At 51.7% G+C, this 20,963-nt stretch carries 19 protein-coding genes and 1 tRNA gene; 8 read left to right on the forward strand and 12 right to left on the reverse strand.

The window, feature by feature from the left end; translation table 11 throughout:
- Positions 1-234: 234 nt before the first annotated feature.
- From torD to torC, 3 genes are read right to left on the reverse strand one after another with little or no spacing between them, the layout of a single operon-like run.
- Complete coding sequence (gene torD / locus OGV93_RS06870) at positions 235-849, reverse strand: molecular chaperone TorD (protein WP_287109465.1); 615 nt, start codon at positions 847-849, stop codon at positions 235-237.
- Positions 846-3,386 (reverse strand): trimethylamine-N-oxide reductase TorA, encoded by a 2,541-nt coding sequence (gene torA, locus OGV93_RS06875; protein ID WP_103928990.1) that lies wholly within the window; start codon positions 3,384-3,386, stop codon positions 846-848. The genes torD and torA overlap by 4 nt, the downstream gene beginning before the upstream one ends.
- Positions 3,376-4,554 carry a pentaheme c-type cytochrome TorC gene (gene torC / locus OGV93_RS06880; protein WP_287109466.1) on the reverse strand — a complete coding sequence of 393 codons (1,179 nt, stop codon included), beginning with the start codon at positions 4,552-4,554 and terminating at the stop codon, positions 3,376-3,378. The genes torA and torC overlap by 11 nt, the downstream gene beginning before the upstream one ends.
- 131 nt (positions 4,555-4,685) lie before the next feature.
- Between torC and torR the strand changes: the two genes are divergently transcribed.
- A complete protein-coding gene (torR, locus tag OGV93_RS06885; RefSeq protein WP_287109467.1) occupies positions 4,686-5,378 on the forward strand; it encodes a two-component system response regulator TorR in 693 nt (230 codons plus the stop codon).
- Here the strand turns inward: torR and torT are convergent.
- Positions 5,351-6,382, reverse strand: a complete 1,032-nt coding sequence (gene torT, locus OGV93_RS06890) for a TMAO reductase system periplasmic protein TorT (protein WP_047358039.1) — start codon at positions 6,380-6,382, stop codon at positions 5,351-5,353. The genes torR and torT overlap by 28 nt on opposite strands.
- An 82-nt stretch (positions 6,383-6,464) precedes the next feature.
- Between torT and torS the strand changes: the two genes are divergently transcribed.
- Positions 6,465-9,251, forward strand: coding sequence for a TMAO reductase system sensor histidine kinase/response regulator TorS (gene torS / locus OGV93_RS06895; RefSeq protein ID WP_287109468.1), 2,787 nt, complete (start codon positions 6,465-6,467; stop codon positions 9,249-9,251).
- Positions 9,252-9,259: 8 nt separating this feature from the next.
- Here the strand turns inward: torS and OGV93_RS06900 are convergent.
- Positions 9,260-9,336, reverse strand: a tRNA-Arg gene (locus OGV93_RS06900).
- 39 nt (positions 9,337-9,375) lie between these two features.
- Entirely contained in the window at positions 9,376-9,555 is a 180-nt protein-coding gene (locus OGV93_RS06905; RefSeq protein WP_016152134.1) for a hypothetical protein, read from the reverse strand.
- 36 nt (positions 9,556-9,591) lie between these two features.
- Between OGV93_RS06905 and fimW the strand changes: the two genes are divergently transcribed.
- From fimW to fimZ, 3 genes are all read left to right on the forward strand, one after another.
- On the forward strand, positions 9,592-10,185 hold the full coding sequence (fimW, locus tag OGV93_RS06910; RefSeq protein ID WP_016155913.1) for a fimbria biosynthesis transcriptional regulator FimW: 594 nt from the start codon (positions 9,592-9,594) through the stop codon (positions 10,183-10,185).
- Between the two features lie 385 nt (positions 10,186-10,570).
- Positions 10,571-11,293, forward strand: coding sequence for a fimbria biosynthesis regulator FimY (fimY, locus tag OGV93_RS06915; protein WP_049271314.1), 723 nt, complete (start codon positions 10,571-10,573; stop codon positions 11,291-11,293).
- 587 nt (positions 11,294-11,880) lie between these two features.
- On the forward strand, positions 11,881-12,513 hold the full coding sequence (gene fimZ / locus OGV93_RS06920; RefSeq protein WP_016152131.1) for a fimbria biosynthesis transcriptional regulator FimZ: 633 nt from the start codon (positions 11,881-11,883) through the stop codon (positions 12,511-12,513).
- A 49-nt stretch (positions 12,514-12,562) separates the two neighbouring features.
- Here fimZ and sfmF read toward each other — a convergent pair whose 3' ends face one another.
- From sfmF to fimA, 6 genes are all read right to left on the reverse strand, one after another.
- Positions 12,563-13,099, reverse strand: coding sequence for a fimbria assembly protein (sfmF, locus tag OGV93_RS06925; protein WP_019076205.1), 537 nt, complete (start codon positions 13,097-13,099; stop codon positions 12,563-12,565).
- Positions 13,092-14,099: a type 1 fimbria D-mannose specific adhesin FimH gene (fimH, locus tag OGV93_RS06930; protein WP_016155910.1), complete on the reverse strand. Its 1,008-nt coding sequence runs from the start codon at positions 14,097-14,099 to the stop codon at positions 13,092-13,094. Before fimH ends, sfmF begins: the two co-directional genes overlap by 8 nt.
- Positions 14,100-14,103: 4 nt before the next feature.
- Positions 14,104-16,725: a fimbrial biogenesis usher protein gene (locus tag OGV93_RS06935; protein WP_287109469.1), complete on the reverse strand. Its 2,622-nt coding sequence runs from the start codon at positions 16,723-16,725 to the stop codon at positions 14,104-14,106.
- A 7-nt stretch (positions 16,726-16,732) separates the two neighbouring features.
- On the reverse strand, positions 16,733-17,425 hold the full coding sequence (gene fimC, locus OGV93_RS06940; protein ID WP_065554225.1) for a type 1 fimbria chaperone FimC: 693 nt from the start codon (positions 17,423-17,425) through the stop codon (positions 16,733-16,735).
- Between the two features lie 41 nt (positions 17,426-17,466).
- Positions 17,467-18,000 carry a type 1 fimbrial protein subunit FimI gene (gene fimI / locus OGV93_RS06945; RefSeq protein ID WP_019076203.1) on the reverse strand — a complete coding sequence of 178 codons (534 nt, stop codon included), beginning with the start codon at positions 17,998-18,000 and terminating at the stop codon, positions 17,467-17,469.
- A gap of 77 nt (positions 18,001-18,077) precedes the next feature.
- Complete coding sequence (gene fimA / locus OGV93_RS06950; RefSeq protein WP_032946983.1) at positions 18,078-18,632, reverse strand: type 1 fimbrial major subunit FimA; 555 nt, start codon at positions 18,630-18,632, stop codon at positions 18,078-18,080.
- A gap of 575 nt (positions 18,633-19,207) precedes the next feature.
- Here fimA and folD point away from each other — a divergent pair.
- From folD to OGV93_RS06965, 3 genes are all read left to right on the forward strand, one after another.
- Positions 19,208-20,074, forward strand: a complete 867-nt coding sequence (folD, locus tag OGV93_RS06955; RefSeq protein WP_003021887.1) for a bifunctional methylenetetrahydrofolate dehydrogenase/methenyltetrahydrofolate cyclohydrolase FolD — start codon at positions 19,208-19,210, stop codon at positions 20,072-20,074.
- 1 nt (position 20,075) lies between these two features.
- Positions 20,076-20,288: a ribosome-associated protein YbcJ gene (ybcJ, locus tag OGV93_RS06960; RefSeq protein WP_016152124.1), complete on the forward strand. Its 213-nt coding sequence runs from the start codon at positions 20,076-20,078 to the stop codon at positions 20,286-20,288.
- A 123-nt stretch (positions 20,289-20,411) separates the two neighbouring features.
- Complete coding sequence (locus OGV93_RS06965; RefSeq protein ID WP_046276061.1) at positions 20,412-20,936, forward strand: metal-dependent hydrolase; 525 nt, start codon at positions 20,412-20,414, stop codon at positions 20,934-20,936.
- Positions 20,937-20,963 lie beyond the last annotated feature (27 nt).

Raw genomic sequence — 20,963 nt, forward strand, 5'->3', positions numbered from 1 at the left:
CAAAATGGGGGCGAATGTGCACTAACGTTTATAAGTTAAGCATTCTTGAGAACATGTGATTCTTACTCAGGGTTCCGTTCACCTCAGCGGTAAATGTAGCAATATACCGGAGGCAACAGATTCATTGCCTCCGGATGTCCCACTCTCAGTTACTCATTACGCCCATTCATTTTCGTTAAAATGGCAAGCATTAGAGCGAATGTATTCCCGGTGTTCTGTGGCTTAGGCCATCACTCAGTTCTGAATATCCAGCCTGACCAGTGCCAGCAACAACTGACTCAGCGCGCCATAGAAACCAAAGTCATCATAGCGGCGGCATTTGGCGGTGAATTCCGGTAACCAGCGTAACAGCCCCGCCAGCGTTTCTCTGCGCAGCGCATCAATACGCTGGCGGCTAAGCCCGGACTCTCCCAGAGAAAAATGCAGATGACTCAGCAGTTCGATAAAAATTGCCAGATGATCGGCTGACTCGCTAAACGTTTCGCTTACCTGCATGCCAGCATCGGCTAACAATCGTTTAATGACCCCGTAATTCGGCCCTCCTTCAAGATGGACCGACGCATAGGGTAACGCCGCGTGTTTTTCCGACATCAGAAACAGGCTACAAAAATCAGCCGCCAGTTCGAGGGTTGCGTCCTCACGCACCTGAAGCGCAGCAATTTTCTCCTCCAGCTGAAGGACTTCCGCTTCAAGCGACGGTTCACCTTTTAGCACCGCGAACCACTCAGCCATTTCGCTGGACTGCAAAAGTGCCAGGCTGTCATCGTCCCGTTCCCGGGAAAACAACTGCGCCAGCCAGGCGTAAACGCAGGCCATCTGTTCTGTTGTCAGGGAAGAATGTTTTATCATGACGATACCTTCTCCGCCGGAACATATTCGCACTGCGCCACCATTTTTATCGGGCCGCTAAACGCCGTCACGTTATCCACCTTGCCGGTATATTTCTCAATTTCCACCAGCGTGGTATGAGCGCTGGTCGCCTGGGCCAGTTGAGACGTGCCGATATCGATTGTTAATACGTTTGGATTGCCGTATTTACACAGCGCCCCAGTTTCTCCGCCGTTATCAGGGTCGTACCAGGCACCTTCATGAATACGCGCCACGCCTGGCGAGTAGAGATCGGAGACAACCGCCCCGGCCAGTACTTGTCCACGTGCGTTAAACACACGGACAATATCACCGTTGCGAATCCCCCTGACGCTGGCATCCTGCGGGTTGATAAACACCGGCTCTTTACCACTTACCGCATAATGCTTACGCAGCGCTTCAGATTCACAAAGCTGCGAGTGCAGACGGAAATCAGGGTGAACAGATTGCAGATGCAGTGGCCAACGCTGCGACCCGGGTCCACCATGTGAGCGTTCGATTTTCTCAAACCACATCGGATGCCCCTGGCAGTCGTCATACTGCATACCGGCAATGATTTTCGAGAAAATTTCGATCAAACCGCTCGGCGTGCCCAGCGGCTCAAGATCGGGGTCTTCGCGGAATGCCTGATGACGTACAAACATCTGCGGATGTTCGAATTCAACGTACTCTTGCTGATTCCAGAAAACGTCAAAAGCGGGGAGATGAACGCCGCGCCCTTTCCCCTGCTGGCTTCCTTCCTGCCAGATCCGTTTCAGCCAACCCATCTCATCCAGCCCTTCGGTAAAGGCTTCTTCACGATTAAAGCGGCGGCAGAGATCGCGGAAAATATCGAAATCATTACGTGCTTCAAATTGCGGCTGCACCAACTGTTTCATGGCGATAATGCCGCGGTTGGAGTGGTTGCCATACTGGTCAAGATCGTTACGCTCAAACTGGGTCGTTGCGGGCAATACGATGTCAGCGAATCGACAGGTCGAGGTCCACTGATTATCGATGGCGATAACGGTTTCCAGCTTACGCCAGCCCTCAATAATACGATTGATCTGCTGGTGACGATGGAAAGGGTTGGTCCCGGCAAAAACGCACATCTTCAACGGCGGCAACTTGACGGTTTTGCCGTTCCAGTTAATTTGTTTACCCGGCTCAAGAATCGCATCGATAAAACGCGCGATCGGGATGGTGCTGCTGTACCCCTTATAATCAGTGCTGTCATGCACAGGAGGTACGGTGGTGGAGCCAGAAAAACCGCTCAGGATAATCCCTTTGCGGCTTGGCGTGCCCGCGCCGTTGTAGTGCCAGCCAAAGCCGAAGCCACCGCCGGGTAAGCCGATTTGTCCAAGCATTGAGGCCAGCACCACGATCATCCACGCCCACTGTTCCCCGTGCTGCATACGCTGGACGCACCAGCCGGCAATAATCTGCGTTCTTCCGCCCGCCATTTGCCGCGCCAGTTCACGAATCGTATCGGCATCAATCCCGCATATTTTTTCCGCCCACTGGGCATCTTTAGGCTGTCCGTCACTTTCCCCCAGCAGATAAGGCAGAAACTGCTCAAACCCTACGCAGTAGTTATCGAGAAAATGCTTATCGTAGAGCTTCTCGGTATAAAGTGTGTGCGCCAGCGCCAGCTGTAGCGGCACATCGGCCTGCGGATTCACGGCGACGTGTTTAACCTTGTCGCGGCCCAGGTAGTCGTGCGTCGAGGTGATGACCGGATCAACACTGATAACCGAGATCTCGCCGCGCGCCACTTTTTCTTTCAGTTGTTCGTAGTATTCATAAACATCATGATCCGGGCACCACCAGTTCGCCTGCTGGTTTTTAATCAGGTCGGAACCCCACAGCACAATCGTTTTGCTGTTTTTCAGCACCAGCGGCCAGGAGGTCTGCTGTTCATATACCTCCATTGACCCGACCACGCGCGGCAGAATCACCTGGGCAGCACCAGTGGAATAGTCGCCCCCGGTACTTACGCTGTTGCCGTGCAGCGCAATGGCGCGCGCCAGCATCCCCGAGGCGTTATGGAACATGCCGGTTGATTGCCAACCGCTGGCCGTCAGCAGCGCGCTCGGGCCATAGGTCTTCTGAATTCGCTCCAGCTCCTGATAGAAGAAGTCCAGCGCTTCATCCCACGAAACGCGCACAAAGCGGTTATCTCCACGCTGCGTGGTATCGCTCTGATGGCGTTTACGCAACCAGTCGACACGGACCATTGGATAGCGAATACGCGCCCCGCCATGCACGTGATCCGGCAGTCCGGCGATCATTTTTGACGGGTACTTATCACGCTCAAACGGTTTGGCTTCAATAAAACGCCCATCAACCACGGTGGCGCGGATTGCCCCCCAGTGAGATCCGGTCAGGATCCCCTCTTTAACGCCAGTTCCCTGCACCTCTGCGGCGTTGGCGCTGCGCGGTGTGAGCAGCGAAGGTCCTAACATACCAGCGACGGTCAAGCCGCCCAACTGCAGTAGAAAACGACGGCGAGATGCCTGAAAGAGATCGTTATTTTTCATTGCTTTCTCCCTTATCGCCATGCGGCTTGTCCGTGGTGTCAGAGGCATTCATCTGCAAATATTTCAGTAAGGTACGTTCTTCACGTTTATCCAGACTGGTAAATCCAATCATGCCGTTCAACGTGCCAATCCAGCCGTTGGCGTCAAAGTGTTCTTTCTCAGGTGCGCCGTGGCACTGGTTACAGGTTCCGTTATAGAGCGAGTCGGCATAAGCCCAGATTGGCTTGATGTCGTTAACCATATCGCCCTTCTGCATCCAGGCGGTGGCCTGCAGCTTGCTCCACTGCGTATTCGTTTCCGCGACGGTCGTTTGCTCCAGGGTTTTCACGTGCTGCTGGATGTCGCCACGAATGGAGGCCACAAAAATGCGTTTACCCGGCAATTGCGCCAGCACGCGCTGACGCCCGTTACTCTCTGTCCAGCCCACAATCTCAATTTGCAGCCAGTCGCCGTCACGCTTTAACACTTTGACTTCAGAAGCTGGTAGCAGTGAGCCCGCAGGTTCTTTATCCCCTTTGGCGGCATAAATAGGTTTGATGTCCAGAGAATAGAGCGTATCGCCATCGTCGTTTGCGTTGGCGCGTAACTGGTCAAACTGCTTACGGAAACCGCTGCTCATGTCAGGAAGCTGATGCGCAATACCTTTATGGCAGTCGATACAAGATTGATTGTCCTTGGCAGCAATCTTCATCTGACGCGCAGCTTCAGGATGCTGTTTCGCGTGATCCATCGCATCATAGTTATGACAGGAACGACAGGTCGCGGAGTTGTTCTCCTTCATTCGTGCCCATTCGCGCTCCGCCAGTTCGGCACGTTTGGCTTCGAATTTCTCAGGAGTATCAATAGAGTGGGCAATAAAGGTCTGGTAAATATCGTTGCTGGCCTCCAGCTTACGTTTCACCATGCCAGGGATATCAGATGGAATGTGGCAATCATGGCACTCTGCGCGCACCCCGGAGGCATTCTGAAAATGCGCAGACTGTTTATATTCTTCATAAACCGGCTGCATGCTGTGGCAGCTCACGCAAAATTCGGTTGAACTGGTTAATTTAATGCCAACGTGCGGTAAGACGATCAGCGCGATACCGACCACCATCCCGATGACGACCAGCGCCAACACTGACCAACGTGCGCTCGGTCTGAGCAGCGCCCTCCATAGTTTCCGCATAATAGCCCCTGTAAATATATGGTTTAGTTACAGAGGATCTTATTTCGCAAATGTGAACGGCAACACTGGTCAGGATGAATGGCTTACGGCACAATGTGAACAGATATGAACAGAAAGAGACAACAACCAGGATGTCGCATCACATTGTCATTGTTGAGGATGAACCCGTTACCCAGGCACGATTACAGGCTTATTTTGAACAGGAAGGTTATCACGTCTCGGTCACAGCCAGCGGAGCCGGCCTGCGTGAAATCATATCACAACACTCTGTCGATCTTATTCTGTTAGATATCAATCTCCCGGATGAAAATGGCTTAATGCTGACCCGCGCCCTGCGTGAACGCTCAACGGTGGGGATCATCCTGGTCACGGGTCGTAGTGACCAAATTGACCGTATCGTTGGCCTGGAAATGGGGGCTGATGATTATGTCACCAAGCCGCTGGAGCTACGTGAACTGGTGGTGAGAGTGAAAAATTTACTCTGGCGTATCGACCTTGCCCGCGAGGCGCGACCGGAGGCTAAAGACAACTGCTATCAGTTTGCCGGGTATTGTCTGAATGTCTCCCGTCATACTCTGGAACTGGGCGACGAGGCAATCAAACTCACCCGCGCCGAGTATGAAATGCTGGTCGCGTTTGTCACCAATCCGGGGGAAATTCTCAGTCGCGAACGTTTACTGCGCATGCTTTCGGCACGACGGGTAGACAATCCGGACTTACGCACCGTGGACGTACTGATCCGCCGTTTACGCCACAAGCTGCGTGCTGATTTACTGGTAACGCAGCACGGGGAAGGTTATTTTTTAGCGGCTGACGTGTACTGATACAGATAAACAGGACGGAATCCGCCGGGTGACAACGAGCACTTTACATGCTGGCTGTCGGCATTTTTCGGGGTGAGCACCAGGATCGGTGGACTGATATTTTCCGGCACCGGTTGTCCTTGTAATACTCTGATAGCCTGCTGAATCGCCAGTTCACCTTGCCAGACCATTTGATCGCTGGCAGCCATAATGATTCTTTCGCGTTTAAGCCCGCGATACACCTGATGCGACAGATAAAAAGAGACGACAGTTAACGGCGCGCCCTGATTGCGCTTCTCCCCCATTGCCGCTTCAGCAGCAATTGCTGTACCGGCCACCACGTCGGCATCCGGGTGACGCTCAAGCATCTCCTGCAACAGATTACGCTGTATTTCAATATCATTATCGCCCAACGCCACATCCACGATGCGCACCTGACTGCCGGCAATCGCCTGACGGAACCCGGCCACCATCTCACGACTGCCCCCGGCGTCATCAGGTCCTGGCAATAATAAGACCTTTAGCGGTTTGCCCGCGCTCCACTTAACCAAATAGCGGCCTGGCTGATAACCCATCTGGAACCACGGAACCCCAACCCGGGCTTTTACCGTTGCGTCATGGATAGCATTCACCACCTCGATAACCGGTAGCGTGCCAACCTGTGCCTGCAAATCCGGAAAAGTCGTCGTGCTGCTGCCCAACAAAATGGCATCCGCGCCCCATTGCTGGCATTGAGCGATTTGTGATTTTTGCGTGTCGAACTGGCGATACCCTCCCGCCTCGAGCACCTTCAGGCTTACGCCGTATTTTTTCGCCGCCTCCAGCATGCCGTAATTCACGGAAAGCCAGTAGGAATCCTTCAGGCTGGGATACAGCGCGCACAGTTTCCAGACTTTGTTTGCAGTAACGTCCGTTAGCGGTTCCGGTACTGCCTGCTGGGTATCCGGCCAGCGCAGCAGTGCAGACCCGGTCGCGTGACCTAAGCCGGGAAAAAGTGTGATAAGCAGGAAAACCAATACGCGCATGATAGCCTCAACATTGATAAGGCTTTATCCTAGTTGCTTTCCTCTTTTGGACTCAACCTTTTTAATCTGTGGCGACCCGACAGTGAATTTATCTCTGACCAAACGACTGTGGATAGGCTTCGGGCTGATGGCGGCACTGACCCTCATTAGTACGCTGGTTGGCTGGTATAACCTGCGTTTTGTCAGCCAGGTTGAGCAGGCCAATACCCAGGCGCTGATCCCGACCATGGACATGGCGCGCCAGCTCAGCGAAGCTAGCGCCTGGGAACTGTTTTCCGCGCAGAATCTGACCACCGCAGATAATGAAAATATGTGGCTGGCTCAGGGGCGTATGTTAACCGCCCAAAGCCTGAAAATAACCGCTTTACTGAAAACCCTGCGCGAGCAGGGCTTTGATACGTCGGCCATTGAACAACAGGAAAAAGAGATCGCCCAGTCGTTAAGCCATCAGGGGGAGTTGGTTGGCGAACGTCTGAAACTGCGCGATCGGCAGCAACAGCTCAGCCAACATATTGTTGAGGCTACCGCCGACGTTGCCGAAATGGCGCGCGGTCAGGCCAGTAATGCCGCCACCTCGGCGGGCGCTACGCAGGCAAGCATTTATGATTTGATTGAGAGCCATCAGGGGCAGGCGGCAGAACACGCTCTCGACAGGCTTATCGATATCGATCTGGAATATTATAACCAGATGAATGAACTGCGCCTGAGCGCGCTACGCGTGCAGCAAATGGTGATGAATCTGGGGAATAACCAGGCGCAGAATAACCTTGCAGCGCTGGAAACCCAGCTTAATGCCGCCGTCAGAGTGCTTCACCGCCGACAAATACGCATTGAAGATCCGGTGGTACGCACTCAGGTTGCCGGCGCTGTAAATTCGATAAGCCGTTATGTCGATCTGCTGGCCCTGTATCGTCAGGATAATGACATCACCACCCGCTTACAGATCTTATCGCAGAATAATATCGAGCAATTTACCCGTTTCAGTAGCCAAGTCAGTCAGTTGGTAGAAATCATTGGCCAACGCAATCAGACCGGGCTGGCGCATCTCAAACAGGCCAGCCAGCGCGGGCAAACGCTGCTGCTGCTGTTAGGTGCGGTGTCATTGTGCTTGTTAATTCTCATTCTTTGGCGCGTAGTTTACCGCTCGGTCACGCGCCCGTTGGCGCAGCAAACCCAGGCGTTACAGCGTCTGCTTGAAGGTGATATTGACTCCCCATTTCCGGAAACAGCGGGCGTTCGCGAACTGGATACCATCGGTCGGTTAATGGACGCCTTTCGCGGTAGCGTTCACGCCCTTAATAGCCATCGCGAACATCTGGCCGCTCAGGTAAAAGCTCGCACCGCCGAGCTGCGTTCTATGGTGTCGGAACACCGGCAGGCGCGGGCAGAAGCCGAAAAAGCCAACCAGGCAAAATCGGCGTTTCTGGCCGCCATGAGCCATGAGATACGCACCCCGCTGTATGGGATCCTCGGCACTGCGCAGTTGCTCTCAGACAATCCCGCTCTGGCGCAGCATCAGGAGAATCTGCGCGCAATCACCGACTCTGGCGAGTCTCTGCTGACCATCCTCAACGATATCCTGGACTATTCCGCCATCGAAGCGGGCGGAAAAAATGTGGCGATCGGCGATGAACCTTTTGAGCCCAGACCCTTGCTGGAAAGTACGCTTCAGCTCATGCACGGTCGCGTTGTGGGTCGCCCGGTCGTGCTGGTTACGGATTTTGCCGACGATGTCCCCGACTCCCTACGCGGCGATCCGCGCCGCATTCGGCAAATCATAACTAACCTATTAAACAACGCGCTGCGCTTTACCGATCGCGGACACATCACCCTGCGTAGCCGATGTAAAGATCAGGACTGGTATATTGAGGTTGAGGACACGGGATGCGGGATTGATCCTGTCCATCAGCGCGATATTTTTCAGCCGTTTGTTCAGGTTAGCGGTAAACGTGGGGGGACCGGGCTTGGACTCACTATCAGTGCCAGCCTTGCGCAGGCGATGCAGGGAGAACTGAGCGTCACCAGTACGCCGGGAGTCGGAAGCTGCTTTCGTCTTCGTCTGCCATTACGGGCTGGCGCGATGCCGGTAGCTAAATCCGTTCCACGTGCCATATCGTTACAGGGTTTACGCTTACTGCTAATCGAGGATAACCCCCTCACGCAGCGCATCAGTACAGAAATGCTCACCCTCAATGGCGCCCAGGTCACCGCTGCCGACAGTGCGGCTGCGGCGCTCACCATACTGCAGCAAGACGCCCAGTATAATGCCGCGCTGGTTGATTTTGATCTTCCGGATATCGACGGCATCACGCTGGCGCAACAGTTAACCCGCGAGTTTCCGACGTTAAAGCTAATAGGCTTTAGCGCACACGTCATCGACGAAACGCTAAGCCAAAGAACCAGCACCCTGTTTCGCGGCGTTATTCAAAAACCGGTTCCACAGGATGAACTCAGTCGGCTCATTACCCATTATCTGCACGGTAACGCCCCTCTCCCGGTTGCATTAGAAAATGACAACCAACGGTTAGATACCCAGCAATTAGCCGGGGATATCCAGCTAATGGGATGGCAAAAGGTGCACGAATGGTTAGCGCTCTTTAAGCAACACACCCTTCCTGTATTAGATGAGATTGACGCAGCGCGCGCAGCATGTGAGTACGAGAAGATAAAACGTCTGGCACATCAGCTAAAAAGCAGCTGCGCCAGCATGGGGATGCGTTCTGCCAGCAGGATGTGCGCAGCGCTTGAACAGCAGCCGCTAGCTGATTTTTCACTCAGAGAGGAAGTACAACTAAGTCTTACAGAAGTGGAAATGTGGTTGGCAAAAGAAAATTTGTCGCGATTAGCAGAAGCTGAACATCAGAAGTGACGTTGAAATGGTACGCCCTGTAGGATTCGAACCTACGACCTACGGCTTAGAAGGCCGTTGCTCTATCCAACTGAGCTAAGGGCGCATTGCGAAGTGATTACTTCATGCAGATGAAACGCGTGAATTATACGGTCAGCGCTTGCTGAGTCAATGCCTTTTGTTTCGGTTGCTGGCGAAGTGTACGAATGTTGATTTTTTCTGCTCGTTCAAAGGTATCCAGGAAATCACCTGGTAACAACTCAGCCCGCAAAACGTCAGATTTAGGGATACATGTATTTAGAATATTTATGATTTTGCTTAACATTCCTTTATCCCCTCTCCAGTGGTCAGGAACTCTTTAATGTTAAGTATCGCCATCAAGGAAGAAAACAGTCATTTCGAACATGGACTGAAAATCATCATCTCCCATCTGGCAAATCAGTGGCATCAGGAGATTAGCTTTTTACCTGTCGAAGATATCGATCGCGCTGAAATCGCGTTTATCTCACTGGATGAAGATTGGCTCAGCGCCGATTGTTACATGGTTCCTGTCCACACCAGGCGCCAACACCGGGTGGTCATCTGTAGCAAAAACGACAAAGATAAGCTGATGTTCCGCCCCTGCCTGTACATGTTGCCACTGATTTATCGGGAAGATGACGTCGACGAGATAACCAAAAAACTGGTCCTCATCCTGCAAAAACGCGCACTGCGCACTAGCGTGCCCGCGACTATCTGCCATTACTGCACCACCCGCAACTTTTCTATCGAAGAACGCCAGTTCTTAATGTTTCTCGCCAGCGGGTATACGTTAGCCGAAACGGCTCATCTGCTCTCAGTCAGTGATATCCAGGCCAAAGCGACCCGCCGCAGCATTATGAAAAAGCTGCATGTGAAAAACGATCAGCAATTCTTAAGATACATCCGCGCACATCTGAACTTTCTGCAAAATTAGACGGGGTATCTTTGCCTAATTTTTATTGAGAAATATCTCATCATGGATTAAGCATCGGCTCCTACTGTACCTGGCTTCAGGCTGCGAGAATAATCCGGCCATACTATTTCCGGGGTAACAGAAAGACACACCCGGTAATATTTTATCTAATCTCAGAGAGAGGTTGAACTGGATAAAACGATCTTTTGGGCATTGAGTAAGACATCAGAAAACTTCCGGCAGATTATTCTGATGGAGTACGCAATTGCCAGTCTGATGATTGTTGAAGCACTGAAACCCAACGGCACAAGTCAACTCACATTTGCGCTGACAAAAGTTTGGTTCAGGGATGCCTGTAGTCAGCAATTTATCCAGACCTGCCGCAACAGAAATGGAATGGAAAAGGATGCACAGTGCAAAACGCCGGGACCGCTATCGCCGTATACGAAACGCTAACTGTAGCTGGCAATTTCCCCACTGTACCTCACAGGTATTTGACCGGATCGAGTATCTGGCGCAAAAACTCGAATACACCTTACCGGACGGCACTATATCTCAGGCGATAATTACGACAGACTACTATCTGGCCTATGCGCTGAGTCGACATTTATTCTCAGGTACTCGCACGGCGATCTTCCAGAGCGTTGAATCGACTTTGCTCAGCATGCAAGAGCCGGTAATTAGCCAGTTAGTGATTGACATTGAAAGCTTAACAATACCTTATTTTGATATACTTGAAAGCCTGCGCCAGCTAATTAAGAAGCATAATGACATCCAAATCTTCATAATGCTTTCCAGTCGCGATGAAGACCTCACTACATTTATTTCACTGTCCGGTCCATTTTATATCTTGCCACGCAATTTGCGCCTCCCCGAGATGCGCCATGCCTTATTATCTCCGGCTCTTAACTATATTCATTCCAGGCGTATAAATCAGCTCGACTGGGAGCTGATTACCTTACTATTACAGGGTAACTCCTTAAAAAAGATTGCATTGTTACAGGCACAACCCTACCACCGCATCATCTATCGCCTGAACCAGTTGATTACGCGCCTTGGATTACCCAGCAGGCAGCGCTTTTTGCATCTGATACACCGCCTCAACGTTACCTCTCCCCATTTAATTTAACACCATAACTCATTGTGCTATAAGATTTTTTAGGAAATTACTTATTCTTGAATAAGAAAAAAGATCTAATTTTTACAAATATTTAATATTTACAACTATTCCTGGTATTATGCCTGGAGGCACACTCACACTTAACCTTACTGATCCTGTGCATTTCAATAAAAAATAGTCCTATTGCAGCCTTAACAAAACCTAAACAATTGGTTTATTGTGTCGTTTTTACTGTTTAAAAAAAATTTTCAATCTGCCATAATTCGAACCGCAGATAAATAATACCAATAGTCATTAACACATCTGGATCTTTCAGAATATCCTAACTGACATTAACAACCAGGATGTTGTAAGTCTTTTCCGAATGAGCAGAGCAGGTATAATCCCCACAGTTTCCTGATTAATTGTTAGTTTTCCCGGTGTGAAATGGATTTTCCACAAATTCATTGTTCTGCAGAAGAACAACCGAATAAACAAGGATGAAATAATATTTATTCGGCTCTCCCTCAGAACAATTCTTGGCTATTTGACAATATTATAACGCCTGATGTTTTATCAAATTCGCAAGATACGCAAACAGTTTGAGGCATACAACAATGAAACCAGCATCCGTTATCATTATGGACGAACACCCTATTGTCAGAATGTCGATAGAAGTACTACTCGAGAAAAACAGTAATATTCAGGTAGTGTTGAAAACCGATGACAGCCGTACGGCAATAGAACATCTGCGCACGTACCCTGTCGATCTTGTCATCCTGGATATTGAACTGCCTGGTTCTGATGGGTTTACATTACTCAAAAGAATAAAGTCATTGCAGGAGAAAACTCGGGTACTGTTTCTGTCCTCAAAATCCGAGTCGTTTTATGCCGGGCGTGCTATCCGGGCCGGTGCAAATGGGTTTGTCAGTAAACGAAAGGATCTCAATGATATCTACAATGCGGTAAAAATGATTTTATCGGGATATTCCTTTTTTCCTTCGGATACCCTTAATTTCATTAACAATATAAATGCACAAAAAGGCGTCTTACATGACATGCCGCTCTCTAACCGTGAAGTTACCGTTTTGCGTTATCTGGCAAACGGGCTATCCAATAAGGAAATTGCTGAGCAGTTGTTACTCAGCAATAAAACGATTAGCGCTCACAAGGCTAATATCTACTCCAAGCTCGGGTTGCACACCATCGTTGAGCTGATCGATTACGCAAAAATGCATGAATTAATGTAATAACACTCCCGGCGAGATTTCGTTCGGGAGTGTTTTGTTAGCGCATTGATTAGTTATAGTTAATCATGAACGTGGCATCAGCCCTGGCAATGCCAGGCTGAACCCCAGCAGCTAACGCGATATAGTTTGCGAAAAAGGTCAGCGTGGCATTGCCGTTCTCATCAATCCCCACCGTCTGGCTGGCCTGTTCGAGCGGCAATCGCGTACGGTCGCTGTCGTGCAGTTCGATCGCCACCTTTTGCGCCATCACCGCATCATCAAGCGCCAGCAACGTCGTGCCCGGGGCCGGAGTTCCGGAAAACGTTATCGAAGCGGAACCCGGCGGGCAGCCTTCTAGCTTCAGCGTAAACGCGACCGGTTGAGTAGTATCTCCGCTGTTCTGAAGCTGCTTGGTCGGCCAGGTGCCTAGCTCCACCGACTTATTGCTGTCGCTGGCAATTACCGCGCAGGTAAAGTCCACCACGTTTCCGCGCAGTTCAATATTGATTTCCCCCAGCGACGAAGCGGCATGGCACAACGAGCTGAATGTCAGCAGGCACACCATTGCCAGGCGTTTCCCTGCGGCTGGCGTTTGCTTGTTAGTCATAATCCACTCGCAGATAGCCACGGGCTGTAAAAGGTCCTTCGGTAGGCTTATTGCCCGTTACGCTAACCGGCCATGTTCGAATACCCACGCTCGCCGCGGCGTTATCATCCAGTTGAAACGGGATAGTGCTGGACAGATTATTGGGCGTCAGCGGTTTACCGCTGCTGTCGGCGACAATAAAACCTAAATCGGGATTGTCAGATACCATCATTTGCCCGGTGGCTTTCTCGGCCTCTACACGCATGGTTAAGTAGGCCTGTGCAGCGACGTTGGTGCATTTTATCGCTACCGTTTTGGTCTGCGGATTGATGCCTTCTGGCCGGTTTCCCGCTCCTGCCTTGCTAAACAGCGATGCGCCAATATCACCAAAATCAAACTCAACAATCTGCCCGGCGTTTACTTCGCAGTTTTGTGGAACCTCCACCTTGCCGCTGTAGCTGATGGTATAAACCGGCACGCTTAGCGCATCTCCGGTACTGGTCGTGACATAGACGCTGAACATCGTCTGCCGCGGAATCGGCACCATGTTAATAAACGGGCGGATCACTTTGAGCTTAAACACCAGCTTTGAATCCATCACGCCAAAAGGCTGCTGCTTAGGTACGTTAGGGTGAGTCCCCATGCGAATGTAATTACGCGGGGGATAAAATAACCCGGCATAGCTATCGGTTATGCTCATGGCCCCCAGCAGGTAGTCATTGAGCTTCAGATACTGGAAGCCGCCTTCGGTACTTTGAACCGGAAGTTCAGTGACATAGCTTCGATAGGTGTAATTTACCGTTGTCCCGGCCGGACAGGTGGCATTCACGCCAACCCAGCCAGATTTTTCCGGTAACGTCACCACCTGTCCCGGCTGGTTGTTACTACTGTTGAAGACATTCGACAGATCGTAAAAAACATCCGTTGGCGTGCCATTCGAGTTTTGGCAGACCGTCGCCCAGGACGAATGGGCCATCAGCAGTAAAGCGCTTCCCAGTAACAAACCCGTTTGTCGTTTCATCGTATTATTCCTGTCGTGCTGACGGAGATTCGCACGTCACGTTCGTGAGCGTTACCGCTTGTTTCAGGCTATCCTCTGGCAAGGCATAGCGCGCCACGCAGCGCGCGTTTGCGCCTTCCCCCCATTGGATCAACAACTCGCCTTTTAGCGGCAAGCCGCTCAGGTAGATTTGCCCGTCTTCACCCACCATGCTGGTCACGCCGCTGGTGTTTTCACGCACGACGGAGCCAAACGGCACTGGTTTACCGGCATGTTTGGCGGTAATCAGCGCCCGCACACCGATTCGTGTATCAAACGCCGCCCGCACCAGCGCCCCTTGCGTTGGCACTACGCTACTGACGTTATTCTCCACATCGGTATTGTTGTTCATGGAATTGGTGTCTAACGCGACGCGGTTATAGCGATAGACGGTGGCATATGGCATCACCGCGTATCCGCGCCAGTCGGTTTGAACGCCGGTCTGGTTCTCTATCCGTACACCCTGCGCACCCGGCGCTTTAATCAGCACGTTGGTATCGCCCAGAGGCTGACTGAGCGTAATGCCGTCCGCATGCCCCACTACGCCGCCGGAGAACTGCCAGTTGTAGTCATGCTGGTCACGGTCGTAGTTGTAACCCACGCCCAGCGTACCGTAGGCCGCCTGCCAGTTGGCGCTGGCATTTCCGCTATAGCCATTGGTGCTGCTGTGCCCCTGATTCACGCTGTAGCTCAGATTGCGCCCATCCAGCAACGTACCGCCGATCCCGCTCTGCCAGCTGTTCTGTCCGTTGCTATTACGGTTGGCATTAAAGGTGGCGTAGGTGCGATCGAGGGCGTTATCACGCGAGTAACGCCGTCCGCTCAGCAGGCTGAACGGTACAGACATATTGAACGCCAGAATACGATCGGTGTCGGAGATGCCAACCGATTCATTCCACGACCAGGAGAGTGAATAGCTAATCCCCTGCCAGCCGCTGGCATAGCCCAGTTGATACCAGGTATTGGTGTCTGAAGTATTCCAGTACGTCTGCTGACTACCCGAGATATACAGCGATCCGTAATCCCCCAGATTCTGCGAAATGTTGATCTGGAAACGGCCCTTTTTGCTGTAGCTCAGGTTGTGGTAACTCGTCACATTGGGCACGTCGTGGCGATTGCCCTCACTGTCGTATTCGTACTCATAGCCTTCCATACTGCGATACGCCACATCGTCGAGGGTATAGAAGCCACGCGTTGAGTAGCGATACCCCAACAACTGGAAGTTAGTGCCAAAATTGTTCAGCGATTTCGCATACAAGAAACGCAAAGACTGCCCCTGGTGCGTACTGTCATCCGCCAGTTGGCTGCGCGCATGGGTGAGATCGACAGAAACCGCCCCCCAGTCCCCCAGGTTTCGACCGGTGCCTAAAACCACCGCGGTGTAACGTGAGGCCAACTGCGTACCACCGTATGCGGTATAGCCCTCTGGTAACCCGGCAATTAATGTTCCCTGGAAAAAGAACGGTGAAGATTGCTGGCTATTGCCGCTGCGAAAATCCCCGGCGACAACGTCATATTTGAAACGCCCTTCTCGTTGTAATAATGGAACGGTGGAGTACGGCACCGTATAGCGTTGCTGGCTGCCGTCCTTCTCATCCACCGTGACCTCAAGATCACCGCTGGATGACGTTGGGTTGAGATCGGTTATCGAGAAAGCGCCGGGTGAAACATAGCTTTGATAAATCACATAGCCATTCTGACGAATGGTCAGTTTCGCTGCGGTACGCGCAATGCCGCGAACGGTAGGCGCGTAGCCCTGTAAGCTGTCGGGATACATACTGTCTGAGGAATAGAGCCGCGCACCGCGAAACCCGACGCTGTCAAAAACGTCGTTGCCAGTGTTGCTGTCGCCCATCACCAGTTCGCCCTTCAGCGGGATAATTGCGCGCTGAAGCCATGTACCGATGTTTTTCCAGCTTTGTGAGTGGTATCCGTCGCCCTTGGAGTAGCTCCACGCACCGTTGTTTCTCAGCCGCCAGGGGCCATAGTTCAGACCACTGAGCATACTGAGGAAATAGCTGTCAGTATCACTGCCACGGCTGCCGGTAAAGCTGTAGTTAACCAGCGCGGCCGGGATCCCTTCATCCCACTCTTCCGGTGGAATATAGCCGCGCGCGCTGTTTAACATTGACGCCTGTGGCAGGCTGACGTTTAAGCGCAGGGTAGAAAAATCAAACGCAATCTCGCTGCCGGGAATCGCCTCAGGTAGATTGATACAGGTATCGTTCGGATCCTTACTGAGTGCCGGAAACGCGGCGATATTGACGCCAAGGCGCTTCACCCAGTCGAGTCCAAAGCACGGCATCAACCCACCGGACTTCTCCCCGGCTTTTGCCGCACTGGTAGTAAAACGAATATCCTGAGTGGCAACAAACTCATCGTTGCGCCAGATATCCACGCGATAAACGCCTTCAGGCTGGTGATTGCCTTTTTCAAAACGTGATAAATCCGCCACGGTTGCCGTATCCGCAGATAAAAAGGCCGGATTAAAATAGCTTTCCCCATAGCTTAGAGAGGGAAAGAGCGCCGCCAGCGTGGACAACGCCACCCCCGCCAGCGGTGGCGTAACCCCCGGTAACAGGCCAGGAAAATACGTTGTCTTATTCATCGTTATCTCAACGCACACTTACCGTTTTGGCCGGGGTTACAGCGCCATAATCATTGACCGTCTGGAACGTAACGTTGCCCTGAACGCCCGTGGGTAGCAGGACCTGCGCATCGCTTTTCGGCGCAACCATCACGTTATCGACCTTCGTTTTCCCCACATTGAGATTGACCAACGTGACGTAGTACGCTGACGGATTGTTGATTTTCAGGTGGTTGCCGGAGCGAGCAAACGTCAGCATCCCGGGCGCATCTTCCGGGATTTGCGGCAGATTATTCGGACGAACGAAAAGTTTGATGCGTGACAGAATCGCCAGTTGCAGAACGTTTTTGCCCTCAAGGCTGTTTTTATTGACTGACGGAATGGCTTTTACGTTCATCCAGAACAGCGACTCACGGTCTTTGGGCAACGGTTCACCGGCATAGATGATACGCAGCGTGTTTTCGCTTTTGGGTTCACTGACAAACAGCGGAGGCGTAACCACAAACGATTTTTCTTTAGCACCTGCGCTATTCTCAATCCATGAATTAACCAGGTAACGTTCTTTGGTATCGCTATTGCTAATAGACAGGGACGTTTGTTTGGCATCGGCCGGATAAATAACGCGAGTGGCGCCTAATGCAATGCCTCCGGCAGCCTGAACACTGGCAGCAGAAAATAAGGCCAGTAAAAGGATAAAACCTGATTTTAGATAATTAAACATAGCTAAAAATACCTTTGATGCGATTATCGTTGGGAAATAAATCAGGGATAAACCAACGTAAACCACACGTCTGAGCGAAGCGTTCCCGGCGTTATATTTTCCGAGACAGCCCGATAGCGGGCAGTGAAATGAAACGTCATCTCTTGCGTTATAATCGGCACATAATGAAGCGGCAGGGCATTCGGTATAATTTGCCGTTGGCGCTCGTCAAATAACGCCAGGCCAATCCCCGAAGCCGCAGACGCATCGCCGCTGGCAAGAAAAACCTGCGGATCTTCCGCTGGCGTCACGCCCGCAAACGCAATCCCAACATGGTCATAAACATCGGAGCTGCACGACGTTAAGCGCAGTGAAAACGGTACGCTGGTAGAGGCGAAGCTTCCCGTCCCAGAGAAAGCATTGGTGCGATACTGCCCCATTTGCACCCGCATATCCTGACTGTCAGTGGCGACCGTACAGGCGCCGTTGACGAGCTGTCCCCGTAAGTGGACGCGGCCACTTTCCAGTATTACCGTATGTGAAAGCACAGGCATTACGCACAGCATTCCCGCCAGCGCCACGCCTTTCCCTATCATCTGCCGCATCCTTCATCATCCCCGGATATTGCCTCATCCATTGAGGCGAACGTCATCCTTGCGCAAATCAAAACGGCTTATTCGTACTTCATGATGAACGTCGCGTCGGCATTTGCCTGACCCGGCGTTGCGCTTGCGGCAGTGGCTTTGTAACGCGCAGAGAAACGCAGGGTGTTGGTCCCTTCTACCAGCGCCTGAGCGGTAGAGAAGGTTGCGCCATCCGGCTTCAGCGCGGTGGACGTATTGTCCAGAATTTCAATCCCAACACCGCCTGCAGTGGTACCGTTGTCTGCAGAAGTGACGGCCAGCAGGTTGTTATTGGTAATATCGGACTGGCCTGAGAAAGCAACGGCTGCGGTTGCGGCAACGTTCGGGTCACAGTCGTTCAGCACGATAGAGAACGGAATTTGTGCTGTAGTGTCACCCACTGCGGCAAAACTGGCAGTACGATACTGGCCTAACGTCACAACCTGATCAGATGACTGAGTACTGACTGCACAGGCTGCATTGACCAGTTCACCTTCAAAATGCACAGTACCGCCGCTAACGCTTACCGGATCGGCTGCAACCGCTGCACCGGCGACTAACATCAGGCTGGCAATAACAGAAGAGGTCATTAATTTACGTTTCATGGATTTCCCTTGAATTACACACATCCGGCTCCAGCATCCTGCGGGATCCGTTTGAATCATTATCGACATTAAATGTCAGGCTAATTATCTCTGCATCCTGTAAAGATATATATCGCATGAGAATTAGCTAACCTTTTACCCCAATTCTCCTGAGTATTTGATTCACTAATTATTCCTCGCGAATATGACTATTCGTCACAGCGATAAATTAAACATTTCAATTAATGAAAAATACCTGCAAATCCTTTTAATGACCCTGGCTAATTCTTAATGGGACCCAGGAAAAATCTGGGTGGGAATGAGGTAAAATCCCTCATAATTAACCGTAACAGACTGGTTTGTGGCGCATTACCCCTGAATATACCAGGGTGATGAGTTGTTTCATTCACGTTAATTTTAATTAGCATGCTCATTAATTATCCGTAAGGCTTAAGCCTCTGTACTGACCCCATTCGCAGATCGTGACGCCCCCTGGCGCACGTAAAAATGCAAACGAAAACTGACAGCACGTCCCGCTTCTGACAAAATAGCGGCATCCCCTTCGATTTAACGTAACAGACGGAATCCTCTCTCTGATGGCAGCAAAGATTATTGACGGTAAAACGATTGCGCAGCAGGTGCGCTCTGAGGTTGCTCAAAAAGTTCAGGCGCGTTTAGCGGCTGGATTACGCGCCCCAGGCCTGGCTGTTGTGCTGGTAGGTAGCAACCCGGCTTCGCAGATTTATGTCGCGAGTAAACGCAAAGCCTGTGACGAGGTGGGGTTTGTCTCCCGCTCCTATGACCTGCCTGAAACCACCAGCGAGGCAGAGCTGCTCGAGCTGATCGATACGCTCAATGCAGATACCACCATCGACGGTATTCTGGTCCAGCTGCCGTTACCTGCGGGTATCGACAACGTTAAAGTTCTCGAGCGTATTGCGCCGGATAAAGACGTTGACGGTTTCCACCCGTATAACGTTGGTCGCCTGTGCCAGCGTGCGCCGCGCCTGCGCCCGTGTACTCCGCGCGGTATTGTGACTCTGCTTGAGCGTTACAATATCGACACCTACGGTCTGAATGCGGTCGTTATTGGCGCGTCGAATATTGTTGGCCGCCCGATGAGCATGGAGCTGCTGCTGGCTGGCTGCACCACCACCGTCACCCACCGGTTCACCAAAGATCTGCGTCGCCATGTAGAGCATGCAGACCTGCTGATTGTTGCCGTCGGCAAACCTGGCTTTATTCCCGGCGAGTGGATCAAAGAAGGTGCGATTGTGATTGATGTCGGCATCAACCGTCTGGAGAATGGTAAGGTTGTTGGCGATGTGGTCTTTGAAGATGCTGCCGCACGCGCGTCATACATCACGCCGGTACCCGGCGGCGTAGGCCCAATGACGGTCGCCACACTTATCGAAAACACGCTGCAGGCGTGTGTTGAATATCATGATGTAAAGGACGTTTAAGATGGCCACATTTTCACTGGGTAAACACCCACACGTTGAACTCTGCGATTTACTGAAGCTGGAAGGCTGGAGCGAAAGCGGCGCCCAGGCAAAAATTGCTATTGGCGAAGGGTTAGTGAAGGTCGATGGTGCGGTAGAAACGCGTAAACGCTGCAAAATCGTTGCAGGACAGACCGTCAGCTTTGAAGGCCACAGCATTAACGTCGTGGCGTGATCCCAGGTGCCGGATGAGGTTAACCCCTGTCCGGCCACTTCCTCTCTCCTTTTCAGATAATGACTTCATCACCACTTCACAGTGAACTGTTAGCATGTTGTTTTTCCACATGAAGCGATCATCATGCCAACAATCGTTACCCACGCTGCCGTTCCTCTCTGTTTAGGATTAGGTCTCGGGCGTAAAGTCATCCCCCCGCAATTACTGTTTACTGGCGTCATTCTGGCTATGTTGCCGGATGCCGACGTACTGTCGTTTAAGCTTGGCGTCGCCTACGGCAACGTGTTTGGTCACCGTGGTTTTACCCATTCGCTGCTGTTCGCCTTCGTGGTACCGCTGCTCTGCGTATGGATGGGTCGACGATGGTTCAAGGCAGGCTTAATTCGCTGCTGGCTATTCCTGACGGTTTCACTGCTGTCGCACAGCCTGTTGGATTCGGTCACCACTGGCGGCAAAGGCGTCGGCTGGCTGTGGCCGTGGTCGGATGAACGCTTCTTTGCACCGTGGCAGGTGATTAAAGTCGCCCCGTTTGCGCTATCACGCTACGCCACACCATACGGGCACCAGGTGATAATTTCGGAGTTGATATGGGTATGGCTACCGGGAGTTATGATGATGGGTGTGCTGTGGTGGTATCGGAAATATTAATTTGCCGGATACGACAAGCGTCTTATC

It is taken from the genome of Citrobacter sp. Cb031, from assembly GCF_030336725.1.
GTDB classification, from domain to species: Bacteria; Pseudomonadota; Gammaproteobacteria; order Enterobacterales; family Enterobacteriaceae; genus Citrobacter; species Citrobacter braakii.

Bases quoted from the DNA above. Each gene is read 5' to 3' on its own strand.
- torD (WP_287109465.1), bottom strand. From the start codon at position 849: ATGATAAAACATTCTTCCCTGACAACAGAACAGATGGCCTGCGTTTAC.
- torA (WP_103928990.1), bottom strand. From the start codon at position 3,386: ATGAAAAATAACGATCTCTTTCAGGCATCTCGCCGTCGTTTTCTACTG.
- torC (WP_287109466.1), bottom strand. From the start codon at position 4,554: ATGCGGAAACTATGGAGGGCGCTGCTCAGACCGAGCGCACGTTGGTCA.
- torR (WP_287109467.1), top strand. From the start codon at position 4,686: ATGTCGCATCACATTGTCATTGTTGAGGATGAACCCGTTACCCAGGCA.
- torT (WP_047358039.1), bottom strand. From the start codon at position 6,382: ATGCGCGTATTGGTTTTCCTGCTTATCACACTTTTTCCCGGCTTAGGT.
- OGV93_RS06905 (WP_016152134.1), bottom strand. From the start codon at position 9,555: ATGTTAAGCAAAATCATAAATATTCTAAATACATGTATCCCTAAATCT.
- fimW (WP_016155913.1), top strand. From the start codon at position 9,592: ATGTTAAGTATCGCCATCAAGGAAGAAAACAGTCATTTCGAACATGGA.
- fimY (WP_049271314.1), top strand. From the start codon at position 10,571: ATGCACAGTGCAAAACGCCGGGACCGCTATCGCCGTATACGAAACGCT.
- fimZ (WP_016152131.1), top strand. From the start codon at position 11,881: ATGAAACCAGCATCCGTTATCATTATGGACGAACACCCTATTGTCAGA.
- sfmF (WP_019076205.1), bottom strand. From the start codon at position 13,099: ATGACTAACAAGCAAACGCCAGCCGCAGGGAAACGCCTGGCAATGGTG.
- fimH (WP_016155910.1), bottom strand. From the start codon at position 14,099: ATGAAACGACAAACGGGTTTGTTACTGGGAAGCGCTTTACTGCTGATG.
- OGV93_RS06935 (WP_287109469.1), bottom strand. From the start codon at position 16,725: ATGAATAAGACAACGTATTTTCCTGGCCTGTTACCGGGGGTTACGCCA.
- fimC (WP_065554225.1), bottom strand. From the start codon at position 17,425: ATGTTTAATTATCTAAAATCAGGTTTTATCCTTTTACTGGCCTTATTT.
- fimI (WP_019076203.1), bottom strand. From the start codon at position 18,000: ATGATAGGGAAAGGCGTGGCGCTGGCGGGAATGCTGTGCGTAATGCCT.
- fimA (WP_032946983.1), bottom strand. From the start codon at position 18,632: ATGAAACGTAAATTAATGACCTCTTCTGTTATTGCCAGCCTGATGTTA.
- folD (WP_003021887.1), top strand. From the start codon at position 19,208: ATGGCAGCAAAGATTATTGACGGTAAAACGATTGCGCAGCAGGTGCGC.
- ybcJ (WP_016152124.1), top strand. From the start codon at position 20,076: ATGGCCACATTTTCACTGGGTAAACACCCACACGTTGAACTCTGCGAT.
- OGV93_RS06965 (WP_046276061.1), top strand. From the start codon at position 20,412: ATGCCAACAATCGTTACCCACGCTGCCGTTCCTCTCTGTTTAGGATTA.